Source organism: Pantoea graminicola, assembly GCF_048452665.1.
Classification (GTDB): Bacteria; Pseudomonadota; Gammaproteobacteria; order Enterobacterales; family Enterobacteriaceae; genus Pantoea.
The window spans coordinates 194,521-209,085 of sequence record NZ_JBLWSJ010000003.1; the positions used below are offsets into that span (position 1 = coordinate 194,521).

The window sequence follows — 14,565 nt, forward strand, 5'->3', positions numbered from 1 at the left end:
CATACATTAGGCGCGTTTTCCCCCCTGCGGTACGGAGTAAAGTCGTGAATCCTGCGCTGTTAGATCTATCAGGCTATATAAAATTTTTTGTCGGGCTCTTTGCGCTGGTTAATCCGGTGGGAATTATTCCGGTGTTTATCAGCATGACCCGCTATCAGGGCGTGGCTGAGCGTAATAAAACCAATCTTACCGCCAATCTGGCGGTCGCTATTATCCTCTGGACGTCGCTCTTTCTGGGCGATGCTATTCTGCGGGTGTTTGGCATCTCCATCGACTCTTTCCGTATTGCGGGCGGGATTCTGGTGGTCACCATTGCAATGTCGATGATTAGCGGCAAGCTGGGTGAAGATAAACAGAACAAGCAGGAGAAATCAGAAACCGCCATTCGCGAAAGCGTGGGTGTGGTGCCACTGGCGTTACCGCTGATGGCCGGGCCGGGGGCGATCAGTTCAACCATCGTCTGGAGCACCCGCTATCACAGCTGGCTCAACCTGCTGGGCTTTACCCTGGCGATAGCTATCTTTGCCTTCTGCTGCTGGCTGCTGTTCCGGGCCGCACCCTTAATGGTGCGCATCCTGGGCCAGACCGGGATTAACGTCATCACGCGTATCATGGGCCTGCTCCTGATGGCGCTGGGGATCGAATTTGTTGTCACCGGCATGAAGGCCATTTTCCCCGGTCTGCTCAATTAGCAGCGCACTTATTTCAGGCAATGAATTGATCAGGTGAACCGTTATGGTGCAAAAAGGGAATTTCATTGCACCATAACGATGCATTTATTCGCGCAGCTTAACTCGGGCTGGAAATTATAAATTTCATTACTGCGTTTCAGATCACAGACTTTTTTCTGCAAAAGAATGTCACTATTTTCACATCATTTTCTGCTACAAATTTTTCAGCCAGCCTCATAAACCGCCAGATAACGCCTCAGGAAATCGATTTCATCGCAGAGAGGCGCCTTTTTTCCCGATAACTGACAGATCGGGCACATTTTTTTTCTTCTCATCCCTTTAATGCGGCGATTTCGAATAATTTATCTATTTATCAATAGCATAAGTTATTTTCAGAACAAAAATTAACGCTTTCGCTGCCGCGCTTCTCATGATAAAAGAGAATTAGTTAACATTTTAGCTATTTTACTTTGGCACCCCACAAGGGCTTCTGATAATTTCTGGCCCAGCGTAATTTTTTTCTCCGAAAGCCCAAAGTGAGAACGCTTTTTGCTTAAGCCTGTCGGGATACTTAATAAAGGGTTGGCGTGTCGCATGATTGGGATGAATAAATTGCAGCAACAGCGATCACTTATCGCAACTGTTCTGCTGATGGCGTTTTCGCCAGCTTATGCCGCTACGGTTCCGCCGGGGACCGCACTGGCGGCCCGTCAGGCGATCGTGATTAATAACGGCAGTGAAGTCTCCTCGCTGGATCCGCATAAAACTGAAGGCGTGCCGGAATCCAATATTATTCACAATCTGCTGGATGGACTGGTCAACACGGATAACCGGGGTGAGGTGGTGCCTGGCGTGGCGAAAAGCTGGGAGAACCCGCAGCCTGACACCTGGATTTTTCAACTGCGCCAGGATGCGAAGTGGAGCAACGGGCAGCCCGTCACCGCCGATGATTTTGTCTATAGCTGGCGTCGTCTGGTGGATCCGAAAACCGCGTCACCCTATGCCAGCTATCTGCAGGCTGCGCACTTCGCCAATATCGACGCCATCCTGACAGGTAAAGCGTCACCCGATCAACTGGGTGTTAAGGCGCTGGATGCGCATCGGTTGCAGATTACCCTGAGCGAGCCTGTACCTTATCTGGTGGCGATGTTAGCGCATACGGCGATGAAGCCGGTCTACGCACCCGCTATTAAACAGTGGGGTGAGGCCTGGACGCGCCCGGAACACTATGTCGGCAATGGTGCCTACCAGCTCAGCGACTGGGTGGTGAATGAGAAAATCGTTGTGAAGCGTAATCCGCACTACTGGGACAACGTCCATACGGTGATTGAGCAGGGGACATTCCTGCCGATCGCCTCGGAAAACAGCGACATCAACCGCTACCGCAGCGGCGGCACGGATATCACCAACAGCGCGGTGCCGCCTGAGATGTTTGGCAAACTGCGCAAAGAGCTGGGCGACGAAGTGAAAGTCAGTCCGCTGCTCTGCACCTTCTACTACGAAATTAATAACAAAAAGCCGCCATTTACCGATGCGCGGGTGCGCAGCGCGCTGAAGATGACGCTGGATCGCGATATCATCGCCAATAAGATCATGGCCCAGGGACAGATCCCCGCCTATAGCCTGACGCCACCCTTTACCGCCGGTATCCGGCTGACGCCACCCGCCTGGTTCACCTGGACGCAGGCGCAGCGCAATGAGGCGGCGAAGAAGCTGCTGGCAGAGGCGGGATTCGATGCCGCCCATCCGCTGAGCTTCACACTGCTCTACAACACCTCCGATCAGAATAAACGTCAGGCGATTGCGGCCGCATCAATGTGGCAGAAAAACCTGGGCGCGAAAGTCACATTGCAGAATCAGGAGTGGAAAACCATGCTGGAGACCCGGCATCAGGGCCAGTTCGACGTGGTGCGGGCAACCTGGTGTGCCGACTACAACGAGCCGTCCACCTTCCTGAATATGCTGATCAGCAACGCCTCAATTAATACCGCATTCTACAGCAGTGCAACCTTCGATCGGCTGATGTCAGAGACCCTCACGGCGGGCAGTGAAGCGTCACGCGCTGACCTCTATCAGCAGGCTGAAACACAACTCGACAAAGACTCACCAATTGTGCCAGTTTACTACCGCGTAAGTGTGCGCCTGGTAAAGCCCTGGGTTGGCGGCTTTACGGGCAAAGACCCGCAGGACATGACAGACCTGAAGTACTACTTCATCAGACAACACTGATCTGATCGCCGTCCGGCGAGACAGTCAGAAAACGCATCCGCATAAAGACCATTTTGGGTCAATATCCCTGGTACAGGCCGGGGAGCCCGGAGACGGGGGACGCCGTGGCAGTGCATCGCCACGGTGACGATAATAAAACTGGAGTGTAATAATGAACAACATCACGAAAAAAAGCCTGATTGCAGCGGGCGTTTTCGCCGCAGTGAGTGCCCTGGCAGGGAATGCGGCTCTGGCGGCTACCGTGCCTGCGGGCGTTGAGCTGGCTGCAAAACAGGAGCTGGTACGCGGCAATGGCGATGAAGTGCAGTCGCTGGATCCTCACAAAATTGAGGGCGTACCGGAAGACAACGTGGCGCGCGACCTCTATGAAGGTCTGCTGGTCAACGACAGCAACGGTAAACCGATCCCGGCCGTGGCGGAAAGTTACGAAAACAAAGATTTCAAAGTGTGGACGTTCCACCTGCGCAAAAATGCCAAATGGTCTAATGGCGAACCTGTCACCGCACAGGACTTCGTCTACAGCTGGGAGCGCCTGGTCGATCCTAAAACCGCCTCACCGTACGCCAGCTACCCGCAATATGGCCATATCCTGAACGTCGATGACATCATCGCCGGCAAAAAACCGATCACCGATCTGGGCGTTAAAGCCATTGATGATCACACGCTGGAAGTCACCCTGAGCGAGCCGGTACCTTACTTCGATAAGCTGCTGATCAACTCCGTGATGTCCCCGGTTTATAAACCGGCCATCGAGAAGTTTGGCGATCAGTGGACTCAGCCTCAGAACTGGGTCGGCAACGGCGCCTTTAAGCTGGACGCGCACGTTATCAATGAGCGCATCACCCTGGTGCGTAACCCGAACTACTGGGACAACGAGCACACCGTGCTGAACAAAGTGACCTTCCTGCCAATCAGTTCAGAAGTCAGCGACGTTAACCGCTACTTCTCCGAAAACGGCAGCGACATGACCTACAACAACCTGCCGATTGAGCTGTTCAAAAAGCTGCAGCGTGACAACGGCAAAGAGCTGCACGTCGATCCCTATCTCTGCACCTACTACTACGAAATTAACAACCAGAAAGCGCCATTCACCGATCCGCGCGTACGTGCTGCTCTGAAGCTGGGTCTGGATCGTGACATCATGGTCAACAAAGTGCTGGCGCAGGGCCAGAAGCCGGCTTACAGCTACACGCCGCCAGCCACCGACGGCATGGACATTCTGCCGCCAGACTGGTTCAAGTGGTCACAGGACAAACGTAACGCCGAGGCGAAAAAGCTGCTGGCTGAAGCGGGCTACACCGCGGATAAACCGCTGACCTTTAACCTGCTTTATAACACTTCCGATCTGCACAAGAAGCTGGCGATTGCCGCCTCGTCAATCTGGAAGAAAAACATCGGCGTGAACATTAAGCTGGAAAACCAGGAGTGGAAAACCTTCCTGGATACCCGTCATCAGGGTAACTTCGATGTGTCACGCGCCGCCTGGTGTGCCGACTACAACGAACCGACTTCCTTCCTGAACACCATGCTGTCCAACAGCAGCAGTAACACCGCGCACTATAAGAGCGAGGAGTTCGATAAAGTGGTGCGTGACGCGATCAAGGCTTCTGATGAGAAAGCGCGTGCCGCGGATTATCAGAAGGCGGAGCAGATTCTGGATAAAGACAGCACCATCGTTCCGGTCTACTACTACGTGAACACGCGTCTGGTTAAACCTTACGTTGGCGGCTACACCGGTAAAGATCCACTGGATAAAACCCTGGATAAAAACTTCTACATCATTAAACACTAATAGCATTCAGGCTATCAGCAGTGGCGGCGCGTCTGGCGCCGCCTTTTACTATTTTTATGTTGTGAAGCAACAGCCTGGTAGGTACGGCAATGTTAAAATTCATCCTGCGTCGCTTGCTTGAAGCGCTACCGACGCTGTTCGTTCTGATTACCATCTCCTTCTTTATGATGCGCCTGGCCCCGGGCAGCCCCTTTACCGGCGAGCGTACGCTGGCCCCGGAAGTAATGGCGAACATCGAGGCGAAATATCACCTCAACGATCCGATCGGCAAACAGTATGTCGATTACCTGGTGCAGCTGGCACACGGCGATTTCGGCCCGTCGTTTAAATACAAAGACTATTCGGTCAACTATCTGGTCGCGCACGCTTTCCCGGTCTCGGCCAAACTCGGCCTGGCCGCGTTTCTGCTCGCGGTAGTGCTGGGCGTGACGGCGGGTGTGATCGCCGCGCTTAAGCAGAACACGCTGTGGGACTTTGCGGTGATGGGGGTGGCAATGACCGGCGTGGTGATACCGAGTTTCGTGGTGGCACCGCTGCTGGTCCTGCTGTTCGCCATCAGCCTGAAGTGGCTGCCGGGCGGCGGCTGGAATGGCGGGCAGTGGAACTACATGCTGCTGCCGATGGTGGCCCTGTCGCTGGCCTATATCGCCAGCATCGCCCGTATTACCCGTGGATCGATGATCGAAGTGATGCACTCGAACTTTATCCGCACCGCACGGGCGAAAGGTTTACCGCTGCGCCGCATCGTGCTGCGCCATGCGCTGAAACCGGCTCTGCTGCCGGTGATCTCCTACATGGGGCCGGCTTTCGTCGGCATCATCACCGGATCGATGGTGATTGAGTCGATCTACGGTCTGCCGGGTATCGGCCAGCTGTTTGTCAACGGCGCGCTGAACCGTGACTACTCACTGGTGATGAGCCTGACCATTCTGGTTGGTCTGCTGACCATTGTCTTTAACGCGATTGTTGACGTGCTCTACGCCGTTATCGATCCGAAAATTCGTTACTGATTGCGGAGTTCGCCATGATGTTAAGTAAGAAAAACAGCGAAGCTCTGGATGCGTTCAGTGAGAAGCTGGAAGTAGAAGGGCGTAGCCTCTGGCAGGATGCGCGTCGTCGCTTTATTCATAACCGGGCTGCCCTGATCAGTCTGCTGGTGCTGCTGCTGATTACGCTGTTTGTAATCTTTGCCCCGATGCTGGCGCAGTTTACCTATGATGACACCGACTGGGCCATGATGTCCTCGCCACCGGATACCACTTCCGGCCACTGGTTCGGCACCGATTCATCGGGACGTGACCTGCTGGTGCGTGTGGCCATCGGCGGACGCATCTCCCTGATGGTGGGTGTCGCCTCTGCGCTGATCGCGGTGATTGTGGGCACACTCTACGGCTCGATTGCCGGCTATCTGGGCGGCAAAACCGACTCGGTGATGATGCGTATTCTGGAAATCCTGAACTCCTTTCCGTTTATGTTCTTTGTGATCCTGCTGGTGACCTTCTTTGGCCGCAACATCCTGCTGATTTTTGCCGCCATCGGCATGGTCTCCTGGCTGGATATGGCGCGTATCGTGCGCGGCCAGACGCTCAGCCTGAAGCGCAAAGAGTTTATTGAAGCGGCCCATGTCGGTGGCGTGTCGACCTGGAAGATCGTCGTGCGCCATGTCGTTCCGAACGTGCTGGGCGTGGTGGTGGTGTACGCCTCGTTGCTGGTGCCAAGCATGATCCTGTTCGAATCCTTCCTGAGCTTCCTGGGCCTGGGAACGCAGGAGCCGCTGAGCAGTTGGGGCGCACTGCTCAGCGACGGGGCTAACTCCATGGAAGTCTCGCCGTGGCTGCTGCTCTATCCGGCGGCGTTCCTGGTGGTCACACTGTTCTGTTTCAACTTTATCGGCGATGGCCTGCGTGATGCCCTCGACCCGAAAGATCGTTAAGGAGTTTCCCGATGACCATTCATGAATTTCAGCCCGCGATGGCGGCCCGCGCGGGAAGCGAACAGCTACTGACGGTCAAAGATCTGCGCGTGACCTTTGGCACGCACGACGGGGACGTCACCGCCGTCAATGACCTTAACTTCTCGCTGCGCGCGGGAGAGACGCTGGGTATTGTCGGTGAATCCGGCTCCGGCAAGTCGCAGACCGCGTTTGCCCTGATGGGGCTGCTGGCTAAAAATGGCCGCATCGGCGGCTCGGCGATTTTCAACGGCAAAGAGATCCTCAATCTGCCGGAAAATCAGCTGAATAAACTGCGTGCCGAGCAGATTGCGATGATCTTCCAGGACCCCATGACCTCACTCAACCCCTATATGCGGGTGGGCGAGCAGCTGATGGAGGTGCTGAAACTGCACAAAGGCATGAATAACGCACAGGCGTTTGAAGAGTCGGTGCGGATGCTGGATGCGGTAAAAATGCCGGAGGCGCGCAAGCGCATGAAGATGTTTCCGCATGAGTTCTCCGGCGGGATGCGCCAGCGCGTGATGATCGCTATGGCGCTGCTCTGCCGTCCTAAACTGCTGATCGCAGATGAGCCGACGACCGCACTGGATGTGACGGTGCAGGCGCAGATCATGACGCTGCTTAATGAGCTGAAGCGCGAGTTCAACACGGCCATCATTATGATCACCCACGATCTCGGCGTGGTGGCAGGGATCTGCGACAAGGTGCTGGTGATGTATGCGGGCCGGACCATGGAGTATGGCCGGGCGCGCGACGTCTTCTATCAGCCCGCTCATCCTTATTCGATCGGCCTGCTGAATGCCGTGCCGCGTCTGGATGCGGAAGGCGAGAGCCTGACCACTATCCCGGGCAATCCGCCTAATCTGCTGCGTCTGCCGCAGGGCTGTCCGTTCCAGCCGCGTTGTCCGCATGCGATGGATATCTGCACCCAGGCACCGCCGCTGAAACCGTTCGGCGATGGCCGTCTGCGCGCCTGCTTTAAGCCGGTGGAGGAGTTAGTATGAGCACCGTAGCGGAAAAAAGAGTGTTACTCGAAATCGCCGATCTCAAAGTGCATTTCGATATCAAAGATGGCAAGCAGTGGTTCTGGCAGCCGTCGAAGACCCTGAAAGCGGTCGATGGCGTCAGCCTGCGTCTTTATGAGGGGGAAACCCTGGGCGTGGTGGGCGAGTCAGGCTGCGGAAAATCGACCCTGGCGCGTGCCATTATTGGTCTGGTTAAGGCAACCGATGGCCGTGTCGCCTGGCTGGGGCGCGATCTGCTGGGCCAGAGCGAAGAGGAGTGGCGCAAGGCGCGCAGCGATATCCAGATGATCTTCCAGGACCCGCTGGCGTCGCTGAACCCGCGTATGACCATCGGCGATATCATCGCGGAGCCGCTCAGAACCTATCATCCGAAAATGGCGCGTCAGGAGGTCAAAGAGCGCGTCAGAAATATGATGATGAAGGTGGGGCTGCTGCCCAACCTGATTAACCGCTATCCGCACGAGTTTTCGGGCGGGCAGTGCCAGCGTATCGGTATCGCCCGCGCCCTGATTCTGGAGCCAAAGCTGATTATCTGTGACGAGCCGGTCTCCGCGCTGGACGTCTCGATTCAGGCACAGGTGGTTAACCTGCTGCAGCAGCTGCAGCGTGAAATGGGGCTGTCGCTGATCTTTATCGCCCACGATCTGGCAGTGGTGAAGCACATCTCTGACCGGGTGCTGGTAATGTATCTGGGCCATGCGGTGGAGCTGGGCACCTATAACGAGGTCTACAGCAATCCGCAGCACCCTTACACCCGCGCGCTGATGTCCGCCGTGCCAATCCCCGATCCGGATCTGGAGAAGAATAAACAGATTCAGCTGCTGGAAGGGGAGCTGCCCTCGCCAATCAATCCGCCGTCAGGCTGTGTGTTCCGTACCCGCTGCCCGATTGCCGGACCGGAGTGCGCCAAAACCCGGCCACTGCTGGAAGGCAGTTTCCACCATGCGGTCTCCTGTCTCAAGGTCGACCCGCTGTAAAGCAAAACGCCGGGCAGAAGCCCGGCGTTTTCTTATCTGGCGATTACTCCCGCCACAGGATGTGACAGAGCTTGTGATCTTTCTCGCGGCAGAGCAGCACGCGCGCAAAGACGTCGGTAATCGGTTCGCCGTCCGCTTCACCCAGCCCGATGACCACCTCGGCAAAGAAGTCCGGGTTCAGATCGAAATCGACATGATCTTTCCAGTCCTCTGAGGGGTCGAACAGCTCCGCGCCGCCGCGCTCTTCGAACTGCAGATTGAAGAGAATGATGTCGGCCGGATCCAGGTTGTCGCCTGCCAGTTCGAGAAAAATATCGTAGGCTTGTTCCAGCGTTTCATCTTCGGTAAGGCGATTATTTAAATCCATAGTCTGTCCTGTCGGCCTGTGGCCATTTACACAATCTGGCTCGTTTTACAGTAAAGGGCTGAAGAAGTAAAACAGTCGTTCGACGATGCGCTGCCACCAGGCACGTTTTGCCCAGCGCTTGCCATCCAGCAGGCGGGAACGGGCAATATAATCATCCTGTACACAGGCCAGGTCGCTGCCAAAGCCCGCATCATCCACCACCAGCGTGACTTCAAAGTTCAGCCATAAACTGCGCATATCGAGGTTTACGGTTCCTACCAGGCTCAGTTGTCCGTCGACCAGCACGCTCTTGGTGTGCAGCAGGCCATCTTCAAACTGATAAATTTTTACACCGGCTTCCAGCAGCTCGCTGAAGAAGGCGCGGCTGGCCCAGCCCACCAGCAGAGAGTCATTGTTGCGCGGGATAATGACGCTGACACTGACGCCGCGCTGCGCCGCTGTGCAGATGGCATGCAGCAGGTCGTCGCTGGGCACAAAGTAGGGTGTGGTCATGATCAGCTGCTCTCGCGCCGAATAGACCGCCGTCAGCAGCGCCTGGTGGATCATATCTTCCGGGAAGCCGGGACCGGAGGCGATCACCTGTACGGTGTGGCCGCTCTCCTGTTCAAACGGCATGATATTGCGATCGGGCGGCGGTGGCAGAATACGTTTACCGGTTTCGATCTCCCAGTCGCAGCTGAAGACAATCCCCATCGCGGTTGCCACCGGGCCTTCCATTCGCGCCATCAAATCGATCCACTGGCCGACGCCTGCGCTCTGCTTGAAGAAGCGCGGATCGACCAGGTTCATGCTGCCGGTGTAGGCGATGTAGTTGTCGATCAGGACGATTTTACGGTGCTGACGCAGGTCCATTCGGCGCAGGAACACGCGCAGCAGGCTCACCTGCAGCGCTTCCACCACATCGATACCGGCATTGCGCATCATGCCCGCCCAGGGGCTGCGGAAAAAGTTCACGCTGCCTGCGGAGTCGAGCAGCAAACGGCAATGCACACCCCGGCGTGAGGCGGCCATCAGAGATTCCGCCACCTCATCCGCCAGGCCGCCGGGATGCCAGATATAGAACACCATCTCAATGTTGTGTCGGGCCAGCTGGATATCGCGGATCAGCGCCTGCATCACATCGTCAGAGCTGGTCAGCAACTGGAGCTGATTGCCCTTGACCCCGGCGATCCCCTGCCGATGGTAGCAGAGCTCAAACAGCGAACGCGCCACGTCGCTGTGCTCGGTGGCGAAGATTTCACGGCACTGTTTGAGATCGTTGAGCCAGCGGGCGGTTGACGGCCACATAGTGCGTGCGCGCTCCGCGCGACGTTTACCCAGATGCAGTTCGCCAAAAGAGAGATAAGCGATAATACCTACCAGCGGCAGGATATAGATCACCAGCAGCCAGGCCATCGCAGATGTTACGGCCCGGCGTTTCATCAGAATGCGCAGGGTGACACCGGCAATCAGCAGCCAGTATCCAAACAGCAGCAACCAGCTGATGAGCGTATAAAAAGTGGTCATAAAGTGGACATCCCGTTCGCGCTTTCGTCTGGCAAGTTTACGTGCAGAAGCGTACTAACGAAACCTTTTATCCTGGACTCGCCGGGCGGGCAATCGGATTTGGCATTCGCACAGAGATCTCTATAATGCCCACGCGGATCCGATGTCAGAGAGGAAGTGATGAAAAGAAGCAGAAATGAAGTGGCGCGCTGGAGAATGCTGAGACAGGTTCATCGTCGCCGTTCACGCTGGCTGGAAGGGCAGTCACGACGATATAAGCGTATTCACTGCATTCGCCACCAGCTGGCACAGCAGCAGCGTCGCTCGATTCTGTTTATTACGCAGATGGTCTAGCCTCACCCGGTGCGGGGTGCCTGACGATAACCGCTTCGTCAGGCTTCCATAAATCCCGCTTCGGCCAGCAGGCGTCGCGCCATCAGGTGCTCCTGCTGCGTAGCCCCCCGGTCGCTGACCTCATGCATCAGACACACCATCCTGTCACCCAGCGCCGCTGGCCGGCGACAACCCGGCCGATCGTACCATTCACAGGACCAGCGTCCCGATTTTCGCTGATAGTAGATCGTCAGCCACGCCGAGCAATGCGCCGGATAACCGCTCATCACTTCAATCTTAGGGTCAGCAATCGCTGCAAGACATGACAGCAGTGGCTGAAACAGCGTAAGGGTCTGGCCAGGATAAGTTTTATGCATAATTAAGTCGCGACTGCAATGCGCATCCATTCAGAGGGTTAACTCATAAGATCCAAATGTAGACAGCTCTGCCAGAAAATTCCTCTTCGTGACTGAAAAAATGATAGAGAGATCGTTTTTTAACGCAAAAAGAGGAGGCGAACGGGGGATGTACAGGACAATACCGAAAACTTGTACAACTTTACATTAGTTTAAGTGGATGTTATTCAGGGTTTTATTAAGATTAGCTCAGGCTTTCAGGAATTTTCTGGCGAAATACCTGTACAATAGAGGTGTTGTTGTATAACTTTACCCTATCGGTGAGCAAACTTAACTAAACACTTTGAGGTCTATTATGCAGACTAACACGCGTATCCCCGCTTCAGTATCTGATATCTCTGCCTATCTGCACAGCGCTTCGCAGCCTTCACAGCAGGCGATTCTGGGTTCAGTCGTTGCTGAGATCATTGGTTCAGGCCGCACTCTTAACCGCAAGGCTATCTGCTCAAAACTGATCAAACGCCTGCAGCATGTGACCAGCGTCGAAGAAGAGCAGCATTATCACGAACTGATTGGCCTGATCCTGGATCGTGGTTAATCAGCGCGTAGCGGCAGAGCCAGGGCGGTCAGTAACCGCGACCTGGCCCGCTAAGCTGACATAACCGGTCGCTGCCTTTTAACGCGCATTCCGTCTCTGCCTCTGCTCGTGAGTGACAATATGCCGGAAATGTCAGCAGCAGGTTCAGTTCGCAATCACCTTTTCATACGGCTTGTCTCAGTGACTATTATCCCAACAGGCGTTGCGCGTTCAGCATCAGCGTGACGTTAACCATCTGCAATGCTGCCGCCAGTACAATCAGCATCACAATCCACTGCTTACTCTTCCGCCAGCCCCGCGTCCGCCAGAGATAAACGGCACCGCCAGTCAATACAGCGATAATCGCCAGTAAACCGATAATCACACTCTGCATCTTTTCTCTTACCCTGACCCTGTCCCAAAGAAAAATGGCTCCTGTGTCAGACACAGAAGCCATTTTTACAGCCCGCTGACGGTCAGAAGACGCGTTTGAACGGCTTAACCGACACCTGGGCGTACACACCCGCCGCAAAATAGGGGTCATCCTGCGCCCAGGATTGTGCGGCTTCCAGCGACGGGAATTCAGCAATCACGGTTGATCCGGTAAAACCCGCCACGCCGGGATCGTTACTGTCAACCGCAGGCATCGGACCGGCGACAATCAGGCGTCCCTCTTCCTGCAGTAGTTTAAGCCGGGCCAGATGGGCAGGGCGGACGGCATTACGCTTTTCCAGTGAATCTGCAGTATCTTCTGCATAAATGACGTAAAGCACTCAGTAACTCCCAGTATTCAGAATTTCGCAACACGTTAAGGGATCGTCAGGCAGAGTGCAAACGAAACCTGTGGGTAGTGCAGGGCTCAGCATAAAGGGCTAAAAAGCGCTTTTATGCAGAGCGGAGAGTGGGAGTTATTGAAACTGATTGCTATTTGCATTTAAAATTGCGGCTTCACTCAATCACTGCGACCGTTATGACCACGCTGACTATGCCACTACCTAAACGCACGTCTGTCTCCATGCTGCTGTCCGTCATCCTGCATGGGGCCGTGATCGCCGGAATTCTCTACGCGTCGTTCGGGCAGGAGATCACGGTACCTGAGGCATCGCAGCCCATCAGCGTTACCATGGTGGCACCGGACATTCAGCCCGCGCCCACAGCAGTCGCGCCACCGGAACCGCAACCCCAGCCTGAACCGATACCGGAACCGCAGCCAGCTCCGGAACCGCCAAAGGCGGAGCCGGTGCCGATACCGAAGCCTGAACCTGCACCAAAGCCAAAGCCGAAGGCTGAACCTAAACCAAAACCTAAACCCAAACCTGAGCACCGGCAGCCAGTGCGCGAGGTGAAGCCGCGTCAGGAGAACAAACCGCAGGCCAATCCTTTCCAGCAAAAGAGACCCGCTGAAGAGAAGAAGCCGGCCGCCGCGCCACAAGCCACGCCGTCACCCGGCGCCTCTGCGTCAACGGGACCGAAAGCTTTAAGCATCAGCAAGCCGGGCTATCCACCGCGCGCGTTTGCCCTGCGGATAGAGGGGCGCGTCAGGGTGAAGTTCGATGTAGACAGTGACGGACGGGTCGATAATATCGACATTCTCTCCGCGCAGCCGGCGAACATGTTCGAACGGACCGTTAAGCAGGCGATGAAAACGTGGCGCTACCAGAGCGGCCGTCCTGCGCAGGGTATGACCATGAATATCGTGTTCAAAATCAATGGCGGAGCCAGTATCGAATAAGCGCGGGGGTCAGACCGCCAGGGCTGACCCGTCACTCACTCGCCTGCGGGCTGATTGGCGCGACCGGCGGGCAGAGGGCGCGATTTGCCCTCGTTATCGACAGCCACGTAGATGAATACCGCTTCCGTGGCACAGTAAGTCTGACCGATCGGCTCAGACGACACCTTTTTGATCCACACTTCGACGTTAATCGTCATGGAGCTGTTGCCGGTGCGGATGCAGCTCGCATGGCAGCTCACCACGTCGCCCACCGCGACCGGTTTCATGAATGACATGCCATCGACCCGCACGGTCACCACGCGGCCTTCTGCAATCTCTTTAGCCAGAATTGCGCCGCCCATATCCATCTGTGACATCAGCCAGCCGCCAAAAATATCACCGTTGGCGTTGGTATCTGCCGGCATGGCGAGCGTACGCAGCACCATTTCGCCTTGCGGCAATTTATGTTTTTCGTCCATTGCGTCCACTTATTTGCAGGTTAGTGCTAAAAAAATGCCCGGCGAACCGGGCTGCGTCATTATTTTTGTTCCTGCTGCGGCATCTGTCGCCAGATATAGAGCCCACTGAGCAGGGTAAACAGGAGCGTCAGGCCGGAAAGACCGAAAACTTTGAAGTTAACCCAGAAGGCCTGCGATAACCAAAAGGCGACATAGATATTCACCAGGCCGCAGATGAGAAAGAACAGCGCCCAGGCAATATTGAGCCGTCGCCAGACAGCGTCGGGCAGCTGCAGCTCTTTGCCCAGCATACGCTGAATCAGGGTCTGCTGCATAAACCACTGGCTGTAGAGCAGGGCGGCGGCAAACAGGCTGTAGATCACGGTAACTTTCCACTTAATGAACTCATCGTTGTGGAATACCAGCGTCAGGGTGCCAAACACGGCCACCAGCACAAAGGTGAAAATCGTCATCTTTTCCAGCTTACGATAGAGCACCCAGCTGACGACCAGCGCCAGGCCGGTGGCGACGATCAGTGCGCCGGAAGCTACAAAGATGTCATACAGCTTGTAGAAGATGAAAAAAACCACCAGGGGAAGAAAGTCGAGTAGCTGCTTCATAGTTTTTCCA

General features: G+C 55.6%; 17 protein-coding genes. 10 read left to right on the plus strand and 7 right to left on the minus strand.

The window, feature by feature from the left end; translation table 11 throughout:
• Positions 1-44: 44 nt before the first annotated feature.
• The 7 genes from ACNY69_RS08605 to oppF all read left to right on the plus strand — a co-directional run bounded on the left by ACNY69_RS08605 (position 45) and on the right by oppF (position 8,648).
• Positions 45-692 (plus strand): YchE family NAAT transporter, encoded by a 648-nt coding sequence (locus ACNY69_RS08605; RefSeq protein WP_111140040.1) that lies wholly within the window; start codon positions 45-47, stop codon positions 690-692.
• Positions 693-1,274: 582 nt separating this feature from the next.
• Positions 1,275-2,900 (plus strand): ABC transporter substrate-binding protein, encoded by a 1,626-nt coding sequence (locus ACNY69_RS08610; RefSeq protein ID WP_418797943.1) that lies wholly within the window; start codon positions 1,275-1,277, stop codon positions 2,898-2,900.
• Positions 2,901-3,051: 151 nt separating this feature from the next.
• The gene (gene oppA / locus ACNY69_RS08615) at positions 3,052-4,692 is read left to right on the plus strand and encodes an oligopeptide ABC transporter substrate-binding protein OppA (RefSeq protein ID WP_111140041.1); all 1,641 of its coding nucleotides are present in this window, start codon (positions 3,052-3,054) and stop codon (positions 4,690-4,692) included.
• 89 nt (positions 4,693-4,781) lie between these two features.
• On the plus strand, positions 4,782-5,702 hold the full coding sequence (gene oppB / locus ACNY69_RS08620) for an oligopeptide ABC transporter permease OppB (protein ID WP_111140042.1): 921 nt from the start codon (positions 4,782-4,784) through the stop codon (positions 5,700-5,702).
• Positions 5,703-5,716: 14 nt separating this feature from the next.
• A complete protein-coding gene (gene oppC / locus ACNY69_RS08625) occupies positions 5,717-6,625 on the plus strand; it encodes an oligopeptide ABC transporter permease OppC (protein WP_111140043.1) in 909 nt (302 codons plus the stop codon).
• 11 nt (positions 6,626-6,636) lie between these two features.
• Entirely contained in the window at positions 6,637-7,650 is a 1,014-nt protein-coding gene (gene oppD, locus ACNY69_RS08630) for an ABC transporter ATP-binding protein (protein ID WP_418797945.1), read from the plus strand.
• A complete protein-coding gene (gene oppF / locus ACNY69_RS08635) occupies positions 7,647-8,648 on the plus strand; it encodes a murein tripeptide/oligopeptide ABC transporter ATP binding protein OppF (RefSeq protein WP_111140045.1) in 1,002 nt (333 codons plus the stop codon). The genes oppD and oppF overlap by 4 nt, the downstream gene beginning before the upstream one ends.
• Positions 8,649-8,691: 43 nt before the next feature.
• Here oppF and ACNY69_RS08640 read toward each other — a convergent pair whose 3' ends face one another.
• Positions 8,692-9,015 (minus strand): HI1450 family dsDNA-mimic protein, encoded by a 324-nt coding sequence (locus ACNY69_RS08640; RefSeq protein ID WP_009089915.1) that lies wholly within the window; start codon positions 9,013-9,015, stop codon positions 8,692-8,694.
• 45 nt (positions 9,016-9,060) lie between these two features.
• On the minus strand, positions 9,061-10,521 hold the full coding sequence (gene cls / locus ACNY69_RS08645; protein ID WP_111140046.1) for a cardiolipin synthase: 1,461 nt from the start codon (positions 10,519-10,521) through the stop codon (positions 9,061-9,063).
• 159 nt (positions 10,522-10,680) lie between these two features.
• On the opposite strand from cls, the gene ACNY69_RS08650 reads away from it, so the two are divergent.
• The gene (locus tag ACNY69_RS08650; RefSeq protein WP_128084052.1) at positions 10,681-10,854 is read left to right on the plus strand and encodes a YciY family protein; all 174 of its coding nucleotides are present in this window, start codon (positions 10,681-10,683) and stop codon (positions 10,852-10,854) included.
• 38 nt (positions 10,855-10,892) lie between these two features.
• Here the strand turns inward: ACNY69_RS08650 and ACNY69_RS08655 are convergent, their stop codons facing one another.
• A complete protein-coding gene (locus ACNY69_RS08655) occupies positions 10,893-11,210 on the minus strand; it encodes a hypothetical protein (protein WP_367395532.1) in 318 nt (105 codons plus the stop codon).
• A gap of 334 nt (positions 11,211-11,544) precedes the next feature.
• Between ACNY69_RS08655 and ycgZ the strand changes: the two genes are divergently transcribed.
• A complete protein-coding gene (gene ycgZ, locus ACNY69_RS08660; protein WP_418797948.1) occupies positions 11,545-11,787 on the plus strand; it encodes a regulatory protein YcgZ in 243 nt (80 codons plus the stop codon).
• A 187-nt stretch (positions 11,788-11,974) separates the two neighbouring features.
• Here ycgZ and ACNY69_RS08665 read toward each other — a convergent pair whose 3' ends face one another.
• Both ACNY69_RS08665 and ACNY69_RS08670 read right to left on the minus strand, forming a co-directional pair.
• Positions 11,975-12,160 (minus strand): hypothetical protein, encoded by a 186-nt coding sequence (locus ACNY69_RS08665; RefSeq protein ID WP_111140049.1) that lies wholly within the window; start codon positions 12,158-12,160, stop codon positions 11,975-11,977.
• Between the two features lie 82 nt (positions 12,161-12,242).
• Entirely contained in the window at positions 12,243-12,539 is a 297-nt protein-coding gene (locus ACNY69_RS08670) for a YciI family protein (protein ID WP_111140050.1), read from the minus strand.
• Positions 12,540-12,736: 197 nt separating this feature from the next.
• Here ACNY69_RS08670 and tonB point away from each other — a divergent pair, with 197 nt between their 5' ends.
• Complete coding sequence (gene tonB, locus ACNY69_RS08675; RefSeq protein WP_418797950.1) at positions 12,737-13,498, plus strand: TonB system transport protein TonB; 762 nt, start codon at positions 12,737-12,739, stop codon at positions 13,496-13,498.
• A 35-nt stretch (positions 13,499-13,533) separates the two neighbouring features.
• Here the strand turns inward: tonB and yciA are convergent, their stop codons facing one another.
• Complete coding sequence (gene yciA, locus ACNY69_RS08680; protein WP_111140052.1) at positions 13,534-13,956, minus strand: acyl-CoA thioester hydrolase YciA; 423 nt, start codon at positions 13,954-13,956, stop codon at positions 13,534-13,536.
• Positions 13,957-14,015: 59 nt separating this feature from the next.
• Positions 14,016-14,555: a septation protein A gene (locus ACNY69_RS08685; protein ID WP_111140053.1), complete on the minus strand. Its 540-nt coding sequence runs from the start codon at positions 14,553-14,555 to the stop codon at positions 14,016-14,018.
• Between the last annotated feature and the right edge of the window lie 10 nt (positions 14,556-14,565).

Excerpts from the sequence above, each read along its gene's own strand:
- ACNY69_RS08610 (WP_418797943.1), top strand. The coding sequence starts at position 1,275 with ATGAATAAATTGCAGCAACAGCGATCACTTATCGCAACTGTTCTGCTG.
- oppA (WP_111140041.1), top strand. The coding sequence starts at position 3,052 with ATGAACAACATCACGAAAAAAAGCCTGATTGCAGCGGGCGTTTTCGCC.
- oppB (WP_111140042.1), top strand. The coding sequence starts at position 4,782 with ATGTTAAAATTCATCCTGCGTCGCTTGCTTGAAGCGCTACCGACGCTG.
- oppC (WP_111140043.1), top strand. The coding sequence starts at position 5,717 with ATGATGTTAAGTAAGAAAAACAGCGAAGCTCTGGATGCGTTCAGTGAG.
- oppD (WP_418797945.1), top strand. The coding sequence starts at position 6,637 with ATGACCATTCATGAATTTCAGCCCGCGATGGCGGCCCGCGCGGGAAGC.
- oppF (WP_111140045.1), top strand. The coding sequence starts at position 7,647 with ATGAGCACCGTAGCGGAAAAAAGAGTGTTACTCGAAATCGCCGATCTC.
- ACNY69_RS08640 (WP_009089915.1), bottom strand. The coding sequence starts at position 9,015 with ATGGATTTAAATAATCGCCTTACCGAAGATGAAACGCTGGAACAAGCC.
- cls (WP_111140046.1), bottom strand. The coding sequence starts at position 10,521 with ATGACCACTTTTTATACGCTCATCAGCTGGTTGCTGCTGTTTGGATAC.
- ACNY69_RS08650 (WP_128084052.1), top strand. The coding sequence starts at position 10,681 with ATGAAAAGAAGCAGAAATGAAGTGGCGCGCTGGAGAATGCTGAGACAG.
- ACNY69_RS08655 (WP_367395532.1), bottom strand. The coding sequence starts at position 11,210 with ATGCATAAAACTTATCCTGGCCAGACCCTTACGCTGTTTCAGCCACTG.
- ycgZ (WP_418797948.1), top strand. The coding sequence starts at position 11,545 with ATGCAGACTAACACGCGTATCCCCGCTTCAGTATCTGATATCTCTGCC.
- ACNY69_RS08665 (WP_111140049.1), bottom strand. The coding sequence starts at position 12,160 with ATGCAGAGTGTGATTATCGGTTTACTGGCGATTATCGCTGTATTGACT.
- tonB (WP_418797950.1), top strand. The coding sequence starts at position 12,737 with ATGACCACGCTGACTATGCCACTACCTAAACGCACGTCTGTCTCCATG.
- yciA (WP_111140052.1), bottom strand. The coding sequence starts at position 13,956 with ATGGACGAAAAACATAAATTGCCGCAAGGCGAAATGGTGCTGCGTACG.
- ACNY69_RS08685 (WP_111140053.1), bottom strand. The coding sequence starts at position 14,555 with ATGAAGCAGCTACTCGACTTTCTTCCCCTGGTGGTTTTTTTCATCTTC.